Below are 14,981 nucleotides of genomic sequence, written 5' to 3' on the forward strand. Positions count from 1 at the left end.
TTCGTAGCCCACTACGAATTTCCGCTCACGACCTTCGGCACCACCGAGGCCCGCTCCACGGAGTTGAGGGCGCGTACATGTCCGCGGGGCGCACTCGCGCCACGTCCGACCAGAGTCAGCGTACGAGGTTCGTTCGGTGCCAGATGGAACCACGAGTCGGACGCCTCGAATCCGTCGATGTCGACGCAGACGTACTGCGCCGGCCAGCGGGACAGGACAGTCAATTCCCATGTTCCAGAATCTATTTCGACGACCTCTGCGCTCAATCCCACCGTGTTCTGACGGCTCTGCGCACCGACGAGGGCGGTGGTTCGGGTCACCTCGACGCCATCGTCGTTCAGAAACAGCACGGTGACGGCGGAGTAGGTTCGACTGCCGAAACGGTACGCATGGTTGGCATCGGTGAAGGTGCCGACGATGGAGTCCACCGTCAGCGCGATCGACGCGTTCGCCTGCACGGTCACCGCCTGCTCGAACTCGTGACTGCCGCGAGAGGCGTGCAGCACCACTCGGATACTGCCCGAGCATGCCGGTCCGTCGTTGACCAGTTCCACGGAGTAGCCGTCGAGCCCGTTGTCGGACAACAGCAGTGCCACCGGGGCACTGGCCCGTGCCAACGCATAGAAGGGAGCCTTCGGCACACCGGCGGTATCCACGATGCCCCAGCCGGCACCGGGAACCGAATCCCGCAACGTGAGCACCAAGGCTCCGGCGCACCCGGAGGATGCCCGACGCCAGTGGCCGAGCGCCTCGGTGAACGCTTCGACGATCGCCGCTCTGCCGTAGTCGAGGTACAGCTCGGCGTCGTCACGGCGAATCAGATGCGGGTCGACGCCGAAGATCGTGCGTACGTAATGATCTCGCACGTCCTCGAAGTCCCAGGACGAGCCGCGATCACGTGGAACTGCCGCCTTCCAGTCCGGGTGGTGACCGGCGACGGCCGCGGACCCGAAGAACTTCTCCACCTGCCCTCGTTCCGGGGGAACCGAGAAGGCGAGGCACTCTGCCGCGAAACGCACTCCTGCAGTACGGATATCGGATAACGGCCGCAGATAGCCGCCCACCCCGAAGTAGTGCGCGATGCCGTCGCCCACGTGGGTGTGCAGTTCATCGCTCACCCCGGACGGGCTCGATGTCACGTAGGCGACTCCGGGCAAACGAAGGGCGATGAAGTCTGGAACTGTCTTGTCCAGCAGCACCATTCGCTGATCCTCGGCCGCGAGGCCCAGCATCGTGGGCTGCTGCTGCGTCTCGCTTCCACCGCTGACGACCATCAGAGCCGGGTTCGCCGAGACGGTAGCGGCGAACGCGTCGAGCTCGCGGTCCACCAGCGCCATGTACGCCTCGTCCGTAGGCGGGTCAAGGGTGTCGAACATGACGTCCTGCCACACCATGATGCCCAGTTCGGCGCACAGAAGCCAGAATTCGGGCTGCTCGTAGACCAGGGTTCCGACCACCCGCACCATGTTCAGGCCCGCCGAACGGAGCTGCTCCAGCGCTGCCCGCAGATCTTCTTCCGGCGACCACAGCCGCACCGGATCCAGCGGCGTCCACGTGCCACCGCGGCAGAAGATGGGCTCGCCATTGACCGTCAGTACGGCGCCGCCCTCCGTCCGGTCCAGGTGCGTCGTGCGAAACCCCACGACGGCCTGGTGGCGGACGGTGCCGTCGACCTCGAGCGCGACGCGATACGTACGCGGCCTGCCGTGCGTGTGCGGCCACCAGAGTTCGACGTCGGGCAGCGTCACCGAGCGGTCGATGCGCTCGACCGTTCCGAAGTCGAAGCCCTTGTCGTCGATCAGGATTCGGGCCACACTCGGAGCATCCAGCTCGGCGCGGACTGTGAGGATGCCGTCCGCACCGGACACCGCGGTCGACAGTTCGACTCCACGAACGTCGGGCACCACTGTCATGGACACCGGACGCCACGGTCCGACGGGCACCGGAAGGGGCCCGTACACCGGTGCGCGACCGAGCATCGTGGTCCGCTCGTGTCGCAGCCCCTGCGCGGCGACCAGCGAGGATCGCCACCGACCGCGGGGGCGTCGAGACTTCAGACGCGCAGCCAACGATTCGATGTGGACGGCGATGGCGACGGTGTCACCACAATCCGTCAGATCCAGAGTCTCGGGAACGAACATCGACGCCACGCTCGCGCGGTGGATGCCATCGATCCAGATCTGTGCACGGGTGGCGATGCCGCCGAACGTCAGCCGCACCCGGCGATGGTCACCGGTGGAGACGTCGGCGACGAACCACCAGTCGTGATCGTCCGGATTCACCGCGAGTGAGTCTCCGAGCGCGGCGGCAACCGTGCCGGGCACCACGGCGTCGAACCACTCGAGATCGTGCGTCAGGTCGCGGGGGTCGAGAACGGAGCCGGCATCGGTTCGGGCCAGCCGCCACCGAGCGCCGTCGAGCAGATCGATCACGTGCCCAATGCACCTGCAACGATGTCCATGGCCGCAGACCAGTTCTTGCTCATCTCGATGAGCGGCTCGTCGAGCACCACATCCCGGCCACGAGCAGCGCGCGCCATTCGGAACTGAACGGCCTTGGCCCCGGACGCGGCGTCGAGGAAGTGCTGTGCGGCATCGGCAACACCCGTCACTCCTCGACCTTCGAGGTACTGCACGTAGTTGGCCGCGAGCTCTGCAGTGGCACCGAACTGACGAAGCAGACCGAACGACCAGAGATGAAATGCGTCGGGCCCCGCGGTCTGCACGAGCGGGATGTCGGCGATGATGCGTCCGGCCAGCGCCTCGACCGGGTTACCGGGAGCTCGGCGAGCAAGGTGAGCGCGGGCGACGTCGAGGTCGCGGTCACCGAACCCGGCGTCGAGCACTGCGGGGTCCACCCGGATCTGCTCGACGTACGGCAGCAACACCTCGGCGTGCGGTTCGGGCGCGAGGTTGAAGATCCCGTCGAAGTCGGCCCCGGTGAGCTCGAAGTAGCCGCGGTTGTGGAAGTACCCCATCACCTTGCCGTCGCGATCGACGAGGTTGGGGACGATAGTGGTCTTGGTGTGCTGATTGCGATAGCTGGTCCCTGCGGTATCAGGCAGCCAGAAGCCGTCGACCTCCACGGTGACGTGGATGCCGTCTTCCAGACCCTCGACGACGTGTTCGAGGACAGGACGCCACACGTTCATCTCGGCCACACCGATGCCGTACAGGGTCCGCAGGTCCTCCGGTGCGATTTTCACGAAATCCCACTGCCGCCCGTCGCATCCCGCGCTCAGCACGAAGGCGAGGGCAGGAGTGGGATCGGTGCCGAGAGAATGCAGCACTTCGATCCACAGATCGACATAGCAATTGGTTTCGGTCCAGATGCGGTCGTGATTGTGAATCGGGTGTGGTCGGTAACCGATGGGGTCGAGTTCGAGGACTCGTAGGCTGGTACCCAGCCGGTCCAGCACTGCATCGTTCGACATGAGGTCTCTCCTACCGGATCGAATGTCGGACGGTCCCCGAGCCGCATTTGTCCGTATTGCCTGTATCCAGGTTCCAATCCTAGCGAATCGGTTTGTTCTTCGCACTGGATCGGACGGTAAGATTGTTTTTGCCCGAGGAAACTACTTCCGAGGCCACCACTTCAGCAGCCGCGACATCCGACCCCGGAATCGCGGGCAATCGCAGAGCGAGCAGTCGGTTCCACGCCGGTAATGCCGGTGCGCAGCTTGGTCGTGATTGCACTTACACAGAGGCTCTGAGCTGGGCACATGCCGAGTGTAGACAACACCCGCCACACGTATGCCCAACTCGGGAGCACGCAACAGGAGGCACGAGCGCAATGCGCCGTTTCGTCAACAGCGCAGCGCTGGTCATCGGCTGGACTCTGGTGGCAGTCACTCTCGGAATGTTTGCCGTCCGCCAGTTCGGTGTGACCGAGATCACTTTTGTAGCGCTCGTCGTCGGAGCGCCGTACCTCGGCGTCGCCTCGATCCTCGCCGTGATCCTGTTCGCCGCAGCACGCTCTCGTCTCGGATCTGCCGTCGCCGTGGTGGTCACTGTCGCCGTCGTCGGCGTTCAGGTCCCGATGTTCCTCGCCGACGGCCCGGACAACACCGGACCGGAACTGTCGGTCCTGACGATCAATGTCGCGCACGGCGACGCCGACGCAGCATCCATCGTCGACGCGGTGCGCAGCAACGACGTCGACATTCTCGCCGTCCAGGAACTGACGCCCGAGGAAGTGACCGATCTGCAGGCAGCGGGCATCGACGAGCTACTCCCGTTCTCCTTCACCGCCGCGCTCCCGGTGGCCGACGGCACCGGGCTGTGGAGCCGTACCCCGCTGACCGACGGCACCCGACTCGACAACTTCGGGTTCGTACCGGTGCAGGCCGGCACCACCGTCGACGGACAGGACCTGACCCTCGTCTCGTTCCATGCCATGTCGCCTGCCACGCCGCGACACACCACCGAATGGGACTCCGACCTGGCCAGGATGCGATCGATCATGGAGAGCTACCAGGGCACCGTCATCGTGGCGGGCGATTTCAACGCCACCAACGATCACCGGCAGTTCCGCACCCTGGCCTCGTCGCCGTTCTCCGACGCGGCCGACGCAGCAGGCGCGGGCCTGTTTCGCACGTTCCCTTCGGAGCGCCCGCTCGCACGCCTGGATCATGTGGTGACGAGCGAGAACGTCAGTGCCCTGTCGGTCCAGCCACTCGCAATCCCCGAGAGCGATCACCTGGCGGTTCTCGCCGAGGTCCAGCTGCCCTGAGCCGAAAGCGGGCTAGAAACGCGGCAACTGGATGACCGGTGGCGGCGGCAACTGGATCTGCGGCAGCTGAATCTGCGGAAGGCCGGGGATCAGCGGCGGCGGCGGAGCAGGTGCGGGCGCAGCAGGCGGAACGTACTCGGGCTCGGAGTAGGTGCGCGCCGGAGCCTGCGCGGCCTCGGTTGTGGGCGGCACGGTGGTGGTCGGCGGCGCAGTGGTGGGCGGGACCGTCGTTCTCGGCGTGGTGGGCACCGCCGTGATCGGAGCAGTCGTTTCCGCTGGAGCGCTCGTCGGTTCGGTCGAACCACCGCCGTACCCGAGAGACAATCCCAGAGCCGCGACGGCAACGAGACCACCCGCGACGAGTACCGCTCCACGCACCTTGCGCTTGGAGTCGGCGGGCTTGTCGGCAGCCGGCTCGGGACTCAACCAATCCGGAGCTCCGGTCAGAGACGCTGGATCGGAGGGAGACTGCCGAATCCCGGACTGCGGTGCCGGTCGACGCGGTGCGTCGGCCACGGGAGTCGCCAGAAGTGCCGCCCCGCGGGCAGCCACCGATTCCGGGTCTGCCGGCGTGACGACCGGGAGACCGATCCACGCACCGAGAATCGATTCCACCAGCGGAATGCGTGCGCCGCCGCCGATGAGGAATAGCGCGTCGACGTGCTTGGGTGAACGACCGATCACGTCACGCACCAACCGCGCCGAGTACTCGATCGGAACGGTCACCAGAGATTCGAATGCCTCGCGCGAGATCAGGATCACGCCGCCGTCGCCGGGCAGGCACACGGCACCGCTGGTCGAGAGCTGCTCCTTGGCCACGCGGCACCGCGCGGTGAATGCACTCAGTTCTTGGTTGTCGGCAATGTCGACGCCCTGCTTGGCGAGCTGGTTGTCCGAGATGAGCCGATCGAAGTCGTCACCGCTGATGTCGATGGTGCGTTCGGCGAGCAGAACCTGCCCGGTGCCGCGGTCGATCACGCTGATCGTCAGCCCGGAGCTGCCGAGATCGTAGAGAGCAATTGTGCCGAAATGTCCCAGCTCACCCGAGGCCTCCAGGTACTGCAATGCCGCACGCGCCTCGGGAACCAGTCGATAGTTGTAGAGCCGCTGGCTCGCCATCGCCTGCTGAATCTCACCGAACTGCTGCTGGTCTCGGTACGCAACGCCGGTCGCCTGCACCGGCCCACCGTCACCGGGCTGCGAAAGCACGACCCCGATCGACTCGGCGGCCAATTCCTCGGCGCGATCCCAGTAGGCATCGACGGTGTCGTGGTGAAAATCGAGGCGACCCGAATTCTGAGGGCGCGCGTCGGGACGGGCCATGCGCACTGCGCTGGCCCCCACCGACACACCGAGAACTTCGGTCATTACCCGCCTTCGGTCGACTTCCCCGTGAACACACGCCGAGACTCGATGTCACGAACCGGTCTCGATCCCCCTGCCAATGGCTCACTGTAGCGCGTCCCTCGGAGCACGGTGCGGCACCCGACCACACCACTACAGTTGCGATCATGCGCGTTCTGTTCGTCTGCACCGGGAACATCTGCCGATCGCCCACAGCCGAGCGCCTCGCGGCCGCGTTCGCTCACGAGGGCGGATTCGAGCTGACCGCGTCGAGCGCCGGAACGCAGGGATTGACCGGACACCCCATGGACCCGACAGCAGCGACGGTGCTGATGCAGCTCGGCGGCGATCCCGACGGTTTCGTCGCCCGACGCCTCACGCCTACCATCGCTGCCGACGCCGACCTGGTGCTGACGATGACCGCGGCACACCGTGACGCCGTTCTGGCACTCGCACCGCGGCAGATGCGTCGCACCTTCACACTGCTCGAGGCATCCGGCCTGGCCGCCGCGTCCGGTGCGCACTCCGTTGCGGCACTCGCCGACGCGCGGGCCGTACATCGAATCGACACACTCGACATCGGCGATCCGTACCGCCGCGATCCGTCGGTCTACGAGCATGCCGGGGAGCTGATCGCGGAGACGCTGCCCGCTGTTCTGCGGTTGTCACCGCAGTGAACGCCCATCCCTCACCGCGTCCCTCGCTGAGGTAACGTTCTCGCATCATTGCCGACCATCCGGGTTCGGCCACGGCGTTAGGGTCTGTGCATGCGCGACAAGGTCATCGCGTTGGCAGCAGTAGCGAGCGCTGGGGTGGCCGTCGCTGTCGGATTGACCATCGGCGCGCTCGGTGGCGCGTTCGACGACACGAGTGAGACGGTGCGTCCACCGGCTCTGAGATCGGACGAGCTCAGTTCGGTAGAGATGACGCCGAGTTCGACGATCGTCATCGTGCCGCCCTCCCCCACCTGGCAGGTGGCACCACCCACCACCGCTCGCCCAACCACGACCACGCCGGATCGATCCGAGACGACGACGAGAAGCCCGCGCCGCACCCCGTCCTCGGACCGGACGACCACCACGTCCGAGGACGAGTCCGACGAGGAGAGCACCACCACCGAGTCCGAGGACGAGTCCGACTCGGGGCGGTAGGCTCCGGGCCTGCTCAGCTGGGTGTGCTCAACGCTGTGTTGTCGCCGATTCTCAACGCGGCCAGCAGCTCTCGGTAGAGCGAGTCGGTCTCGATGAGTTCCTCGTGGGTGCCCCTGGCGCGGACCACTCCGTCCTCCATCACGAGGATGGTGTCGGCGTCGAGCACGGTGGACAACCGGTGCGCGATGGTCACGACGGCGGCGTCGGACGCGATCGATCGGATCACCTCGTGGATGGCCGCCTCCGTACGGCCGTCGACCTGAGCTGTCGCCTCGTCCAGCAGCAGAATCTGAGGGCGTCGAACGATGGCTCTGGCCAACGCAATTCGTTGCCGTTGCCCACCGGATATGGTCGATCCGATCAGGTCGGTGTCGAGTCCCTCGTCGAGCGCACGGATGGTCGAATCGAGTCGAACGGACTCGAGCGCCGCCCAGATGTCGGCCTCGCTGGCCTCGGGGTGGCTGAAGAGCAGGTTCTCACGGACCGAGCCGGGGATCACCGGCGTCTCCTGCTCCACGTACGACAACCGGGCTCGAACCTCGTCGATCGTCAGCTCGTCGTACGGGGTTCCGCCGAGCCTGATCTCGCCGGCCTCCGGCGTCAGGAAACGCAGGATCAGCGAGAAGACACTGGTCTTGCCTGCGCCCGACGGCCCGACGATCGCGGTGTGCCCACGCGCAGGCACCTGGAAATCGATACCGCGCACGGCCGGCTCCCTACCCGGTGCGTATCGGGCTGTGACGCTGCGGAATTCGAGAGCCGGGGCAGGCGCGTCGGTCCTCACCGACTGCGCAGAACCCGTCTCACCCTTTTCGGTGACCAGGTCGTCGATCTGGCGGATACGAGCGGCTGCGGCCATTCCGGCCTGCAACGCGGTGATGTTCGTGGCCAGCGTGGACACCGGCCCCATCACCTGGAATGCGTACAGCAGAAAAGCGATCAGACTCGACACGGCCAGCGCCCCGGTGCTGACGCGGTATCCGCCGAGACCGAGGATTCCGATGATCGCCAGCTGCACTCCACCCCCGGCGAACGTCCATGCCAGCGCGGAGATCTTGACCGCCCGCACGCTGTGCTGGGCGGAGATGCGCGCCTCAGCGATGACTCGCTCCGATTCGCGGGCCTCGGCTCTGCTGGACTTGACAGTACGGATCGCCCGCAGAGTGCCGTCGAGAATTCCGCCGAGGCGGCCCACCGCTTCCTGGGATTGCCGCTGGGCGACGGCGATAGGAGGCATCAGACGCGCGAACAACACCGCGATCGCAATGATCGCCGAGGCGATCGCGCCGAGCAGCACCAGATCGAGCACGGCCATGAGAATCAGTGCACCGACGAGGCCGACGACACTGTTGACGATCGCCACCAACGCATTCGACGTGGCCTCGCGCAGCAGAACGGTGTCGGAGGTGACCCGAGTGACGAGTTCTCCGGTGGGACGAGTGCCCAGACTTCCCACCGTGGCACCGAAGTACTTGCGCACGATGGTTTTGCGGGCGTCCAGCACCACGCGTTCGGCCAACACTCCCAGCACGATCCACTGCAGATACAGAACCAGCGATCCCACCACCAGCAGACCCACCAGAATCAGCACCGGCTGTATCAGGGACGCGTCGGTGCCGAGGCCGTCGAGCACTCCTTTGGCGACCATCGGCGTCGCCAGAGCGGCTCCGGTTCCGATCAGGCCGAGAGTCAGGCCCAGCGACAGTGTCCTACGATGCGGCCGAACGAACTGCCACAGCACCCGCAGATTCGGGACAGTTATCTTCTTCTTCTCCGCCGTAGCGAGCTGCACGTCGACCATGGCACCAGTGTGCCGGAAAGGGAGGTCAGGGCGGTCGGCCTAGACCGCGTCCCAGATCATGTGCACGGTCGTACCGTTCTGGTCCGAGGTGACTGCGGCGCTGTCGGCAAGCGCCCGCATCAGCGGCACACCACGCCCGCGATTGGGATCGGAGTTGTGCGATGCCCAATCCCCGCGATCGGTCACACGCACGTCGATTCGCCCCTCCGCGGCACACGACACCCGAATGTCGAGAGTTCCGCGGTCGGTGTGATCGCGATATGCGTGCTCGACGCTGTTCGCTATGGCCTCGTAGGTGGCCAGCACCACGTCGTACGCACGATCGGCGTCGATGCCCACCCCGTTCAGCCAATCACCGAGCTCACGACGAAGCTCCGACGCTCGATCCGCGTCGGCGGGCTCGTCGGTGAACAGCAGTTCTTCCATTCGCGCACCTGCCGTCGAGATCGAACTGTCGGTACGTGAGTCGTCACCCCCGGAGAGAGTCGCCATCATGAATCCCGTCTACCCAAAAGTTCAGGATCTACCCGCATGAAGCGCAACGAATGCTTCGTCTACCGAAGCATAGATCCCGAAGACCTCGTCCAGACCGACGAGAGTGAGGGGACGACCGGTCGCCGGACCGTCCGCGACCACCGCAAACCCGGCCGATCCACCCAGTTGCTGATGCGTCGACGCCAACAGAGACATTCCGGCGGACGCGAGAAATCCCACATCACTGAGATCGATCACCACCGCCGTCGGCGACTTCTCGAGCACGAGCGCAACGGACTCGGACAGATCAGGAGCCGTCACGAGATCCAATTCACCGGACACGGCCAGAACTACGTCCTGATCACGCCATTCCACCATCACATCGAAGTGCTGGGGCCCAGGGCCCATATCGTCCGCAGTCACACGAAGACTTTACCCCGGCCCACCTTGGCCGACTTTCTTCCGCTCAGCCGAGTTGCCGCACTCCCATTAGGCTCGCTTCGATGATCGAAGGACTGCAAGACGCGGACCGCCGTCGTTCGGTCGGCGAGTACGTCGCGGTCACGGTCGGCGGCGCGGTCGGTGCGGCGCTGCGATACGAGGTCTGGACGTGGCGGGCGACGCCGAGGTGGCAGTTGATGAGCACGTTCGGAGTCAACGTGTTCGGATGTCTCGTCGTCGGGGCGGCGCTCGGCTACCTCTGGAGCCGACCCGCTCCGGTTGCTCGTGCAGGAGTATTCGGCCTGGCGTGCGGTTTCACCACGTTCGGCCTGTACGCGTTTCAGGCGGTGACGCATCGCGGGGCGTGGAATTCGGTGCTGTATCTGCTGGGGACTCCGGTCGTGGCCCTGATCGCGATGGCGCTCGGAGCCGCGATCACCAAGCCGAGGCCGAGCAGCATCCGATGACGACCATGCTCCTGGTGGCCGCCGGAGGCGGGCTCGCTGCGCTCGGGCAGTTCGTGTTCTCGTACGCGATCAGGTCCAGGCGACGGTTGTCCGCACTCAATCTCGTGGCGTGCGCGGCGTTGGGGTTGGTGTTCGCTCTCGATCCACCGGACCGGTTTCGTTCGCTCGTGGGCATCGGATTTCTGGCGTCGGTGGCTCCGTTGGCCACGGTGGTACTGGCTACGCTTCGGCTCACCCGCAAGCAGCAGTACCGCAGCGCTGCAACGTTCTTCACTGCGAACATGGTGGGTGGTATCGCTGCGGTGATGTTCGGATTCCTGGCGTGGAAGTCCGGCATCACGCTCTATCACAAGATTTTCTGACTCGGCTCCGTCAGTCGCTCGCCGAGTCCTCGCACGGCCCCTGCACTCCGGCCTTGACGAATCCCGCAATTTGATAGAGATACGTGAATTCCCACTCGACGAGGGAGAAGTCGTAGGCCCGCGGCGTCGGACGCATGGTGACGGTGCCGTCGAAGCATTGATCGAAGATGTAGCGGGCGCGCGGTAAGTGGTAGCGCCACGTGACGACGATGACGTGGTTCCATCCGCGTTCGCGGGCGAGTTCCTGAGTGAAGATCGCCTCCCCCCGTGTGGTCGAGGGCACCGGCGGGATGCACAGCACCTCGAACTTCTCCGAGGATGTGGCGCACGCCTTCTTCATCGTCGCGTCACCGGCCCCGTAAGGATCGGAGAGCACAACCGTGTTCGCGAGACCTTGCTCGGCGAGCGAGATTCCGTACGCCTCGCGGCCGTCGTGCTCACCACCCAGTACGACGATGGCGTCGGCCGAGGTCAGCGGATCGACGCGAGCCTTGGTGAACGCGACGTAGCCGCCGACGCCGATGAGCGAGACCAGGACAACAGGGATCGCGAAGGCGAGATACAGCAACAAGCGTCCACGGAACACCTCACCAGGTTAGGGAAGGTGCACTGCGGGCGCGCGGTCAGAGACTCGTATCACTCACTCGGCTGAGGCACGTTGACGTTGCAGTCCGTGACCTCAGGGTTGACGCCGAAGTAGTTGAGCGGTCCTGCGACGACAGTGAGAGCGATGGTGCCCGCTCCGCCGCAGTTCTCCGGAGCGCTCTCGAAATATCCACGCTGGTACGACGCGAATGCGCCGACGATCAGCCAGACGAGAACGATCAGTGTTACGAACCTCATGGTGCCCCCTTAGGCGGTCAGCCGCCGTTCGGCTGTCGAGAGTCTGGTATGTCCGATTGTCGCAGTCTTCAAACCGCGACTACTCGTTCTGCCTCGACAACGTCTGTGACAGATAGTCACTCAGTGCCTGTTCCTGGACCCGATCGAGGGCGCGGGCCAGCTCTGCCTGCGCAGATTTCATCGCCAGGCTGCGCATCTTCTCGAACATCTCGGTTGTTTCGGCCACCTCTCCCGACTTGGGGAGCCAACCCGGACCGTGTTGCGCGATCAGGTGGTCGGTCACGCTCCCCACCATCGACTCGGCGATCGCGTTCATCTTCGACGCGGTCCTCTCGTGCTGGTCGAGCAGCTGCTCCAACGTGAAGCCGTACTGGCTCAGATCGACGAAGACCTCGAGAAGTGTCGGATCGAGAATCTCGCACTGGTCACCGTCGATCCTGATCAGTTTCACTTCGATGAGTCGGGCAACGATGGCGTCGTTGTCCTCACCGAGAAATTGAGCGATCAATTCGACGGGAATGACCGTGGTCTCGGCCGACGACCACTTGCGAGTCACGATTTCCTGCAAGCCCAGGATTTCTTCCAGGCCTTTGCCCTGCTCCCAGCCCGAGAGGAAGTCCGCGATGTGCGCCGAGGTGAAACCCCGCTGGAGCAGCGAGTCGATCACCTTCAACCGTGTCAGGTGACCGTCGTTGTAGATACCGACTCGCCCTCGGAGCGTGGGCGGCGGCAGCAGCCCGCGTTCCTGGTACGCCCGCACGTTGCGAGTGGTCGTCTTGGCCTCTCGGGCCAAGTCGTCGATTCGATACTCCACCGAGCTCCCTACCTCCGCCGCGCGTCGACCCTCAGGATATACGTCGACCACGCGGCGGAAGGGGGACCCGAACCCGAACGTCGTCGCATCGACAAGCATGCTGTCGAGCGATTCAGGAGTGGGCGACGGCCCGTGCGGGTTCCCGCGGCAGCTCGACGCGGCGCGGAACCATGGTGAAGTCGCCCTGTTCGACACCTCGGAGTTGGTTGACGTACTGGGTGGCGAAACCGGGGAACATGGTGGCGTTGAAGCCGTCCTCGGTGAGATACCAACTGCTGCAACCGGAATTCCAGGTCGTCTTCGCCAGTTTGCGCTGCATGTCCTCGTTGTAGGCATCCTGGACGTCCTGGCGTACGTCGGCACTGTGCAGATCTCCGTCGAGTACCAGAGAGATCGCCTCGACGATGTAGTCGATCTGCGCCTCCATGTACACCAACGCCGAACTGTGCCCCGGACCGGAGTTGGGACCGAAGGTGAAGTACATGTTCGGATAGCCCGATACCGCAATGCTCTTGTACGCCTTGGCTCCCGCGCTCCATTCGTCGGCCAGCACGCGGCTGTCGCGTCCGGTGATCGGAATGGGGGTCCCGGTGTTGGACACGTCGAACCCGGTGGCGAACACGATGGCGTCGAACTGATGCTCGATGCCTTCCACGGTTCGAATGCCCTTGGGCGAGAGCGTCGCGATCGGCCAGGTCACCAACGTGCAGTTGGGCTTCTGTAGAGCCGGGTAGTAGTCGCTGGTCATCAACAGTCGTTTGCACCCGGCCCGGAACCGAGGTGTCAGCTGTCGCCGCAGCCACGGATCACGAACCTGCTGACGCAGATGCGCCCGCCCGGCCAGTTCGACGATGCGCGTCAACGGGGTCTTCCACACGACACCGAGGGCAACGGACTCGTGCCCCCAGAACCACAGCGAACGCGCCAGGGTCTGCGTCTGCGGGTATCGAGCATAACGACGCTTGGTGCCTGCCTGCACCTTTCGATTCAGTCTGGGCAGCGTCCAACCCGGGGTACGTTGGAACACCTTGACCGTATCGGCGATCTTCACCAGTTCGGGCACGATCTGTACCGCGCTCGCCCCGGTTCCCACGACCGCGACCTTCTTACCCTCGAAGTCGTAGTCGTGATCCCACCGAGCACTGTGGATCTTGTGCCCCTCGTAGGTGTCGATGCCGCGAATGTTGGGCAGGCTCGCATTGGCCAGTGGGCCCGACGCCATCACCACCGTGCGCGCCCGAACATCGGGACGCCCGTCGATGCTCACGTGCCAATGCCCGGCCGCCTCGTTCCAGATGATGTCGACGACATTGTGTCCGAATCGAATACGCGATTCTATGTCGAACTCACCCACCATCGTGTGGATGTAGTCGAGAATCTCACCGCTACCGGAGTAGGTGTGCGACCAGTTGGGATTGGGCGCGAAACTGTACGAATACAACCGCGAGGGTATGTCGCAGGCTGCGCCCGGGTACGTGTTGTCGCGCCAGGTTCCGCCGACGGCACTGCCGCGTTCGAGGATGGCGAAGTTCTCGATTCCACTGTTGCGCAGTCGGATAGCGGTACCGATTCCGGCGAATCCCGCACCGACGATCACCGCGTCGAGTACCCCTTCGCGCACGTCGAACTCGCTCATGCGACGGGCTCGTAGGTCAGTTCCTTGGCCCAGGTGGGTTCGGAATTGAGAGTCTTGGCCGGGTACCGGCGAGTGAGCCTCACCAGGCCGTCCGCAAGGCGATGGTATGGGTGCTTGCGGTTGATGACGATACTGCTGTGCCACTGCACGAATCGATACATCGGCACGCGGAGCGCCTCGGGGCTACGCTCCCCCACACTGCGGAATCGCTTCATCGCGGTGTAGAGCCGTTCCTCGTCGACACCCATCTCGACGATGTTGTCGCGCATCTTGTTCAGCAGCGGGATGTAACGCAGCAATCCGACGATGAGGGCCGGGTTCATCCAAGCCCCGATGGTCTCGACCACCAGCTTGCGCATCCGGGAATGCCCGAGCAATTCGATGACCGCGAAATCGACCGCCAGATGGCGAGATTCGTCGGAGTTGATCTTCTTGAACACTGCCTGACACACCGGATCGTCGATCTCGTCCATGATGAACTTCACGAGCGCGCCGTCCAGCGCCACCTCGAGCATCGGGATGACGGTGCCCAGCACGGTCAGGGAGAGCCCGTCGGAATGCTTGTCGAGCCAGTCGATGACGAGCTTGACGTTGATGTTCGGCTCGGGCATCTCGTCGCCGTCGAGCATGCCCCAACGCCGCATGAGCGCAAGCTCGGCATTGGCGTGCTTCTGCTCCTCGGCGTGGAAGTAGCGATAGATCTCGGCCAGCGTCTCGTTCGGAGCCTTGAGCGCCATCGCCGCGAAGCCCCGAGCGCCCACATTCTCGATCCACATCAGATCGGACATGAAAGGCTTGAGTTTGGCGTGCAGCTCGGGGCTGATGGTCTCGGCACCCGGCCCGTCCCAATCGATGTCCGCCAATGCCCACTGACGGTCCTTGATCTTGGTCAACATGTCATCGAAATCCATTGCCAT

16 protein-coding genes are annotated in these 14,981 nt (G+C 64.6%); 5 read left to right on the top strand and 11 right to left on the bottom strand.

Going from position 1 to position 14,981, the window contains the following annotated elements; genetic code table 11:
* Positions 1–11: 11 nt before the first annotated feature.
* Together MTX35_RS20520 and MTX35_RS20525 are read right to left on the bottom strand one after the other, a co-directional pair.
* On the bottom strand, positions 12–2,432 hold the full coding sequence (locus MTX35_RS20520) for a glycoside hydrolase family 2 protein (RefSeq protein WP_243596736.1): 2,421 nt from the start codon (positions 2,430–2,432) through the stop codon (positions 12–14).
* A complete protein-coding gene (locus MTX35_RS20525; protein WP_243596737.1) occupies positions 2,429–3,433 on the bottom strand; it encodes a DUF1839 family protein in 1,005 nt (334 codons plus the stop codon). The genes MTX35_RS20520 and MTX35_RS20525 overlap by 4 nt, the downstream gene beginning before the upstream one ends.
* A 359-nt stretch (positions 3,434–3,792) precedes the next feature.
* Here MTX35_RS20525 and MTX35_RS20530 point away from each other — a divergent pair, with 359 nt between their 5' ends.
* Positions 3,793–4,731, top strand: a complete 939-nt coding sequence (locus MTX35_RS20530) for an endonuclease/exonuclease/phosphatase family protein (protein WP_243596738.1) — start codon at positions 3,793–3,795, stop codon at positions 4,729–4,731.
* A gap of 12 nt (positions 4,732–4,743) precedes the next feature.
* On the opposite strand, the gene MTX35_RS20535 is transcribed toward MTX35_RS20530, so the two are convergent.
* Complete coding sequence (locus MTX35_RS20535; RefSeq protein WP_243596739.1) at positions 4,744–6,099, bottom strand: Hsp70 family protein; 1,356 nt, start codon at positions 6,097–6,099, stop codon at positions 4,744–4,746.
* Between the two features lie 143 nt (positions 6,100–6,242).
* On the opposite strand from MTX35_RS20535, the gene MTX35_RS20540 reads away from it, so the two are divergent.
* Together MTX35_RS20540 and MTX35_RS20545 are read left to right on the top strand one after the other, a co-directional pair.
* A complete protein-coding gene (locus MTX35_RS20540; protein ID WP_243596740.1) occupies positions 6,243–6,752 on the top strand; it encodes a low molecular weight phosphatase family protein in 510 nt (169 codons plus the stop codon).
* 90 nt (positions 6,753–6,842) lie between these two features.
* Positions 6,843–7,226, top strand: a complete 384-nt coding sequence (locus MTX35_RS20545) for a hypothetical protein (RefSeq protein WP_243596741.1) — start codon at positions 6,843–6,845, stop codon at positions 7,224–7,226.
* Between the two features lie 13 nt (positions 7,227–7,239).
* Here the strand turns inward: MTX35_RS20545 and MTX35_RS20550 are convergent, their stop codons facing one another.
* Genes MTX35_RS20550 through MTX35_RS20560 form a run of 3 tightly spaced genes read right to left on the bottom strand, consistent with a single transcriptional unit; the run spans position 7,240 to position 9,924 of the window.
* Positions 7,240–9,027, bottom strand: coding sequence for an ABC transporter ATP-binding protein (locus tag MTX35_RS20550; protein ID WP_243596742.1), 1,788 nt, complete (start codon positions 9,025–9,027; stop codon positions 7,240–7,242).
* Between the two features lie 39 nt (positions 9,028–9,066).
* Positions 9,067–9,522: an ATP-binding protein gene (locus tag MTX35_RS20555; protein WP_243596743.1), complete on the bottom strand. Its 456-nt coding sequence runs from the start codon at positions 9,520–9,522 to the stop codon at positions 9,067–9,069.
* 21 nt (positions 9,523–9,543) lie between these two features.
* Entirely contained in the window at positions 9,544–9,924 is a 381-nt protein-coding gene (locus tag MTX35_RS20560) for an STAS domain-containing protein (protein WP_374230340.1), read from the bottom strand.
* Between the two features lie 80 nt (positions 9,925–10,004).
* Here MTX35_RS20560 and MTX35_RS20565 point away from each other — a divergent pair, with 80 nt between their 5' ends.
* Together MTX35_RS20565 and MTX35_RS20570 are read left to right on the top strand one after the other, a co-directional pair.
* Positions 10,005–10,409: a CrcB family protein gene (locus tag MTX35_RS20565; RefSeq protein WP_243596744.1), complete on the top strand. Its 405-nt coding sequence runs from the start codon at positions 10,005–10,007 to the stop codon at positions 10,407–10,409.
* The gene (locus MTX35_RS20570; RefSeq protein ID WP_243596745.1) at positions 10,406–10,771 is read left to right on the top strand and encodes a CrcB family protein; all 366 of its coding nucleotides are present in this window, start codon (positions 10,406–10,408) and stop codon (positions 10,769–10,771) included. Before MTX35_RS20565 ends, MTX35_RS20570 begins: the two co-directional genes overlap by 4 nt.
* A 10-nt stretch (positions 10,772–10,781) precedes the next feature.
* On the opposite strand, the gene MTX35_RS20575 is transcribed toward MTX35_RS20570, so the two are convergent.
* The 5 genes from MTX35_RS20575 to MTX35_RS20595 form a co-directional block, all read right to left on the bottom strand.
* A complete protein-coding gene (locus tag MTX35_RS20575; protein ID WP_243596746.1) occupies positions 10,782–11,357 on the bottom strand; it encodes a YdcF family protein in 576 nt (191 codons plus the stop codon).
* A 50-nt stretch (positions 11,358–11,407) separates the two neighbouring features.
* On the bottom strand, positions 11,408–11,614 hold the full coding sequence (locus MTX35_RS20580; protein ID WP_243596747.1) for a hypothetical protein: 207 nt from the start codon (positions 11,612–11,614) through the stop codon (positions 11,408–11,410).
* Positions 11,615–11,693: 79 nt separating this feature from the next.
* Positions 11,694–12,428 carry a MerR family transcriptional regulator gene (locus tag MTX35_RS20585; protein WP_243596748.1) on the bottom strand — a complete coding sequence of 245 codons (735 nt, stop codon included), beginning with the start codon at positions 12,426–12,428 and terminating at the stop codon, positions 11,694–11,696.
* 112 nt (positions 12,429–12,540) lie between these two features.
* On the bottom strand, positions 12,541–14,064 hold the full coding sequence (locus MTX35_RS20590; protein WP_243596749.1) for an NAD(P)/FAD-dependent oxidoreductase: 1,524 nt from the start codon (positions 14,062–14,064) through the stop codon (positions 12,541–12,543).
* Positions 14,061–14,981 carry a ferritin-like domain-containing protein gene (locus MTX35_RS20595; RefSeq protein WP_243596750.1) on the bottom strand — a complete coding sequence of 307 codons (921 nt, stop codon included), beginning with the start codon at positions 14,979–14,981 and terminating at the stop codon, positions 14,061–14,063. Before MTX35_RS20595 ends, MTX35_RS20590 begins: the two co-directional genes overlap by 4 nt.

Origin of the sequence: Rhodococcus sp. ARC_M12 (genome assembly GCF_022810385.1) — a bacterium.
In the GTDB taxonomy this organism is placed as follows: Bacteria; Actinomycetota; Actinomycetes; order Mycobacteriales; family Mycobacteriaceae; genus Rhodococcoides; species Rhodococcoides navarretei.

Bases quoted from the DNA above. Each gene is read 5' to 3' on its own strand.
- MTX35_RS20530 (WP_243596738.1), top strand. From the start codon at position 3,793: ATGCGCCGTTTCGTCAACAGCGCAGCGCTGGTCATCGGCTGGACTCTG.
- MTX35_RS20545 (WP_243596741.1), top strand. From the start codon at position 6,843: ATGCGCGACAAGGTCATCGCGTTGGCAGCAGTAGCGAGCGCTGGGGTG.
- MTX35_RS20540 (WP_243596740.1), top strand. From the start codon at position 6,243: ATGCGCGTTCTGTTCGTCTGCACCGGGAACATCTGCCGATCGCCCACA.
- MTX35_RS20590 (WP_243596749.1), bottom strand. From the start codon at position 14,064: ATGAGCGAGTTCGACGTGCGCGAAGGGGTACTCGACGCGGTGATCGTC.
- MTX35_RS20565 (WP_243596744.1), top strand. From the start codon at position 10,005: ATGATCGAAGGACTGCAAGACGCGGACCGCCGTCGTTCGGTCGGCGAG.
- MTX35_RS20555 (WP_243596743.1), bottom strand. From the start codon at position 9,522: ATGATGGCGACTCTCTCCGGGGGTGACGACTCACGTACCGACAGTTCG.
- MTX35_RS20570 (WP_243596745.1), top strand. From the start codon at position 10,406: ATGACGACCATGCTCCTGGTGGCCGCCGGAGGCGGGCTCGCTGCGCTC.
- MTX35_RS20525 (WP_243596737.1), bottom strand. From the start codon at position 3,433: ATGTCGAACGATGCAGTGCTGGACCGGCTGGGTACCAGCCTACGAGTC.
- MTX35_RS20580 (WP_243596747.1), bottom strand. From the start codon at position 11,614: ATGAGGTTCGTAACACTGATCGTTCTCGTCTGGCTGATCGTCGGCGCA.
- MTX35_RS20550 (WP_243596742.1), bottom strand. From the start codon at position 9,027: ATGGTCGACGTGCAGCTCGCTACGGCGGAGAAGAAGAAGATAACTGTC.
- MTX35_RS20595 (WP_243596750.1), bottom strand. From the start codon at position 14,981: ATGGCAATGGATTTCGATGACATGTTGACCAAGATCAAGGACCGTCAG.
- MTX35_RS20535 (WP_243596739.1), bottom strand. From the start codon at position 6,099: ATGACCGAAGTTCTCGGTGTGTCGGTGGGGGCCAGCGCAGTGCGCATG.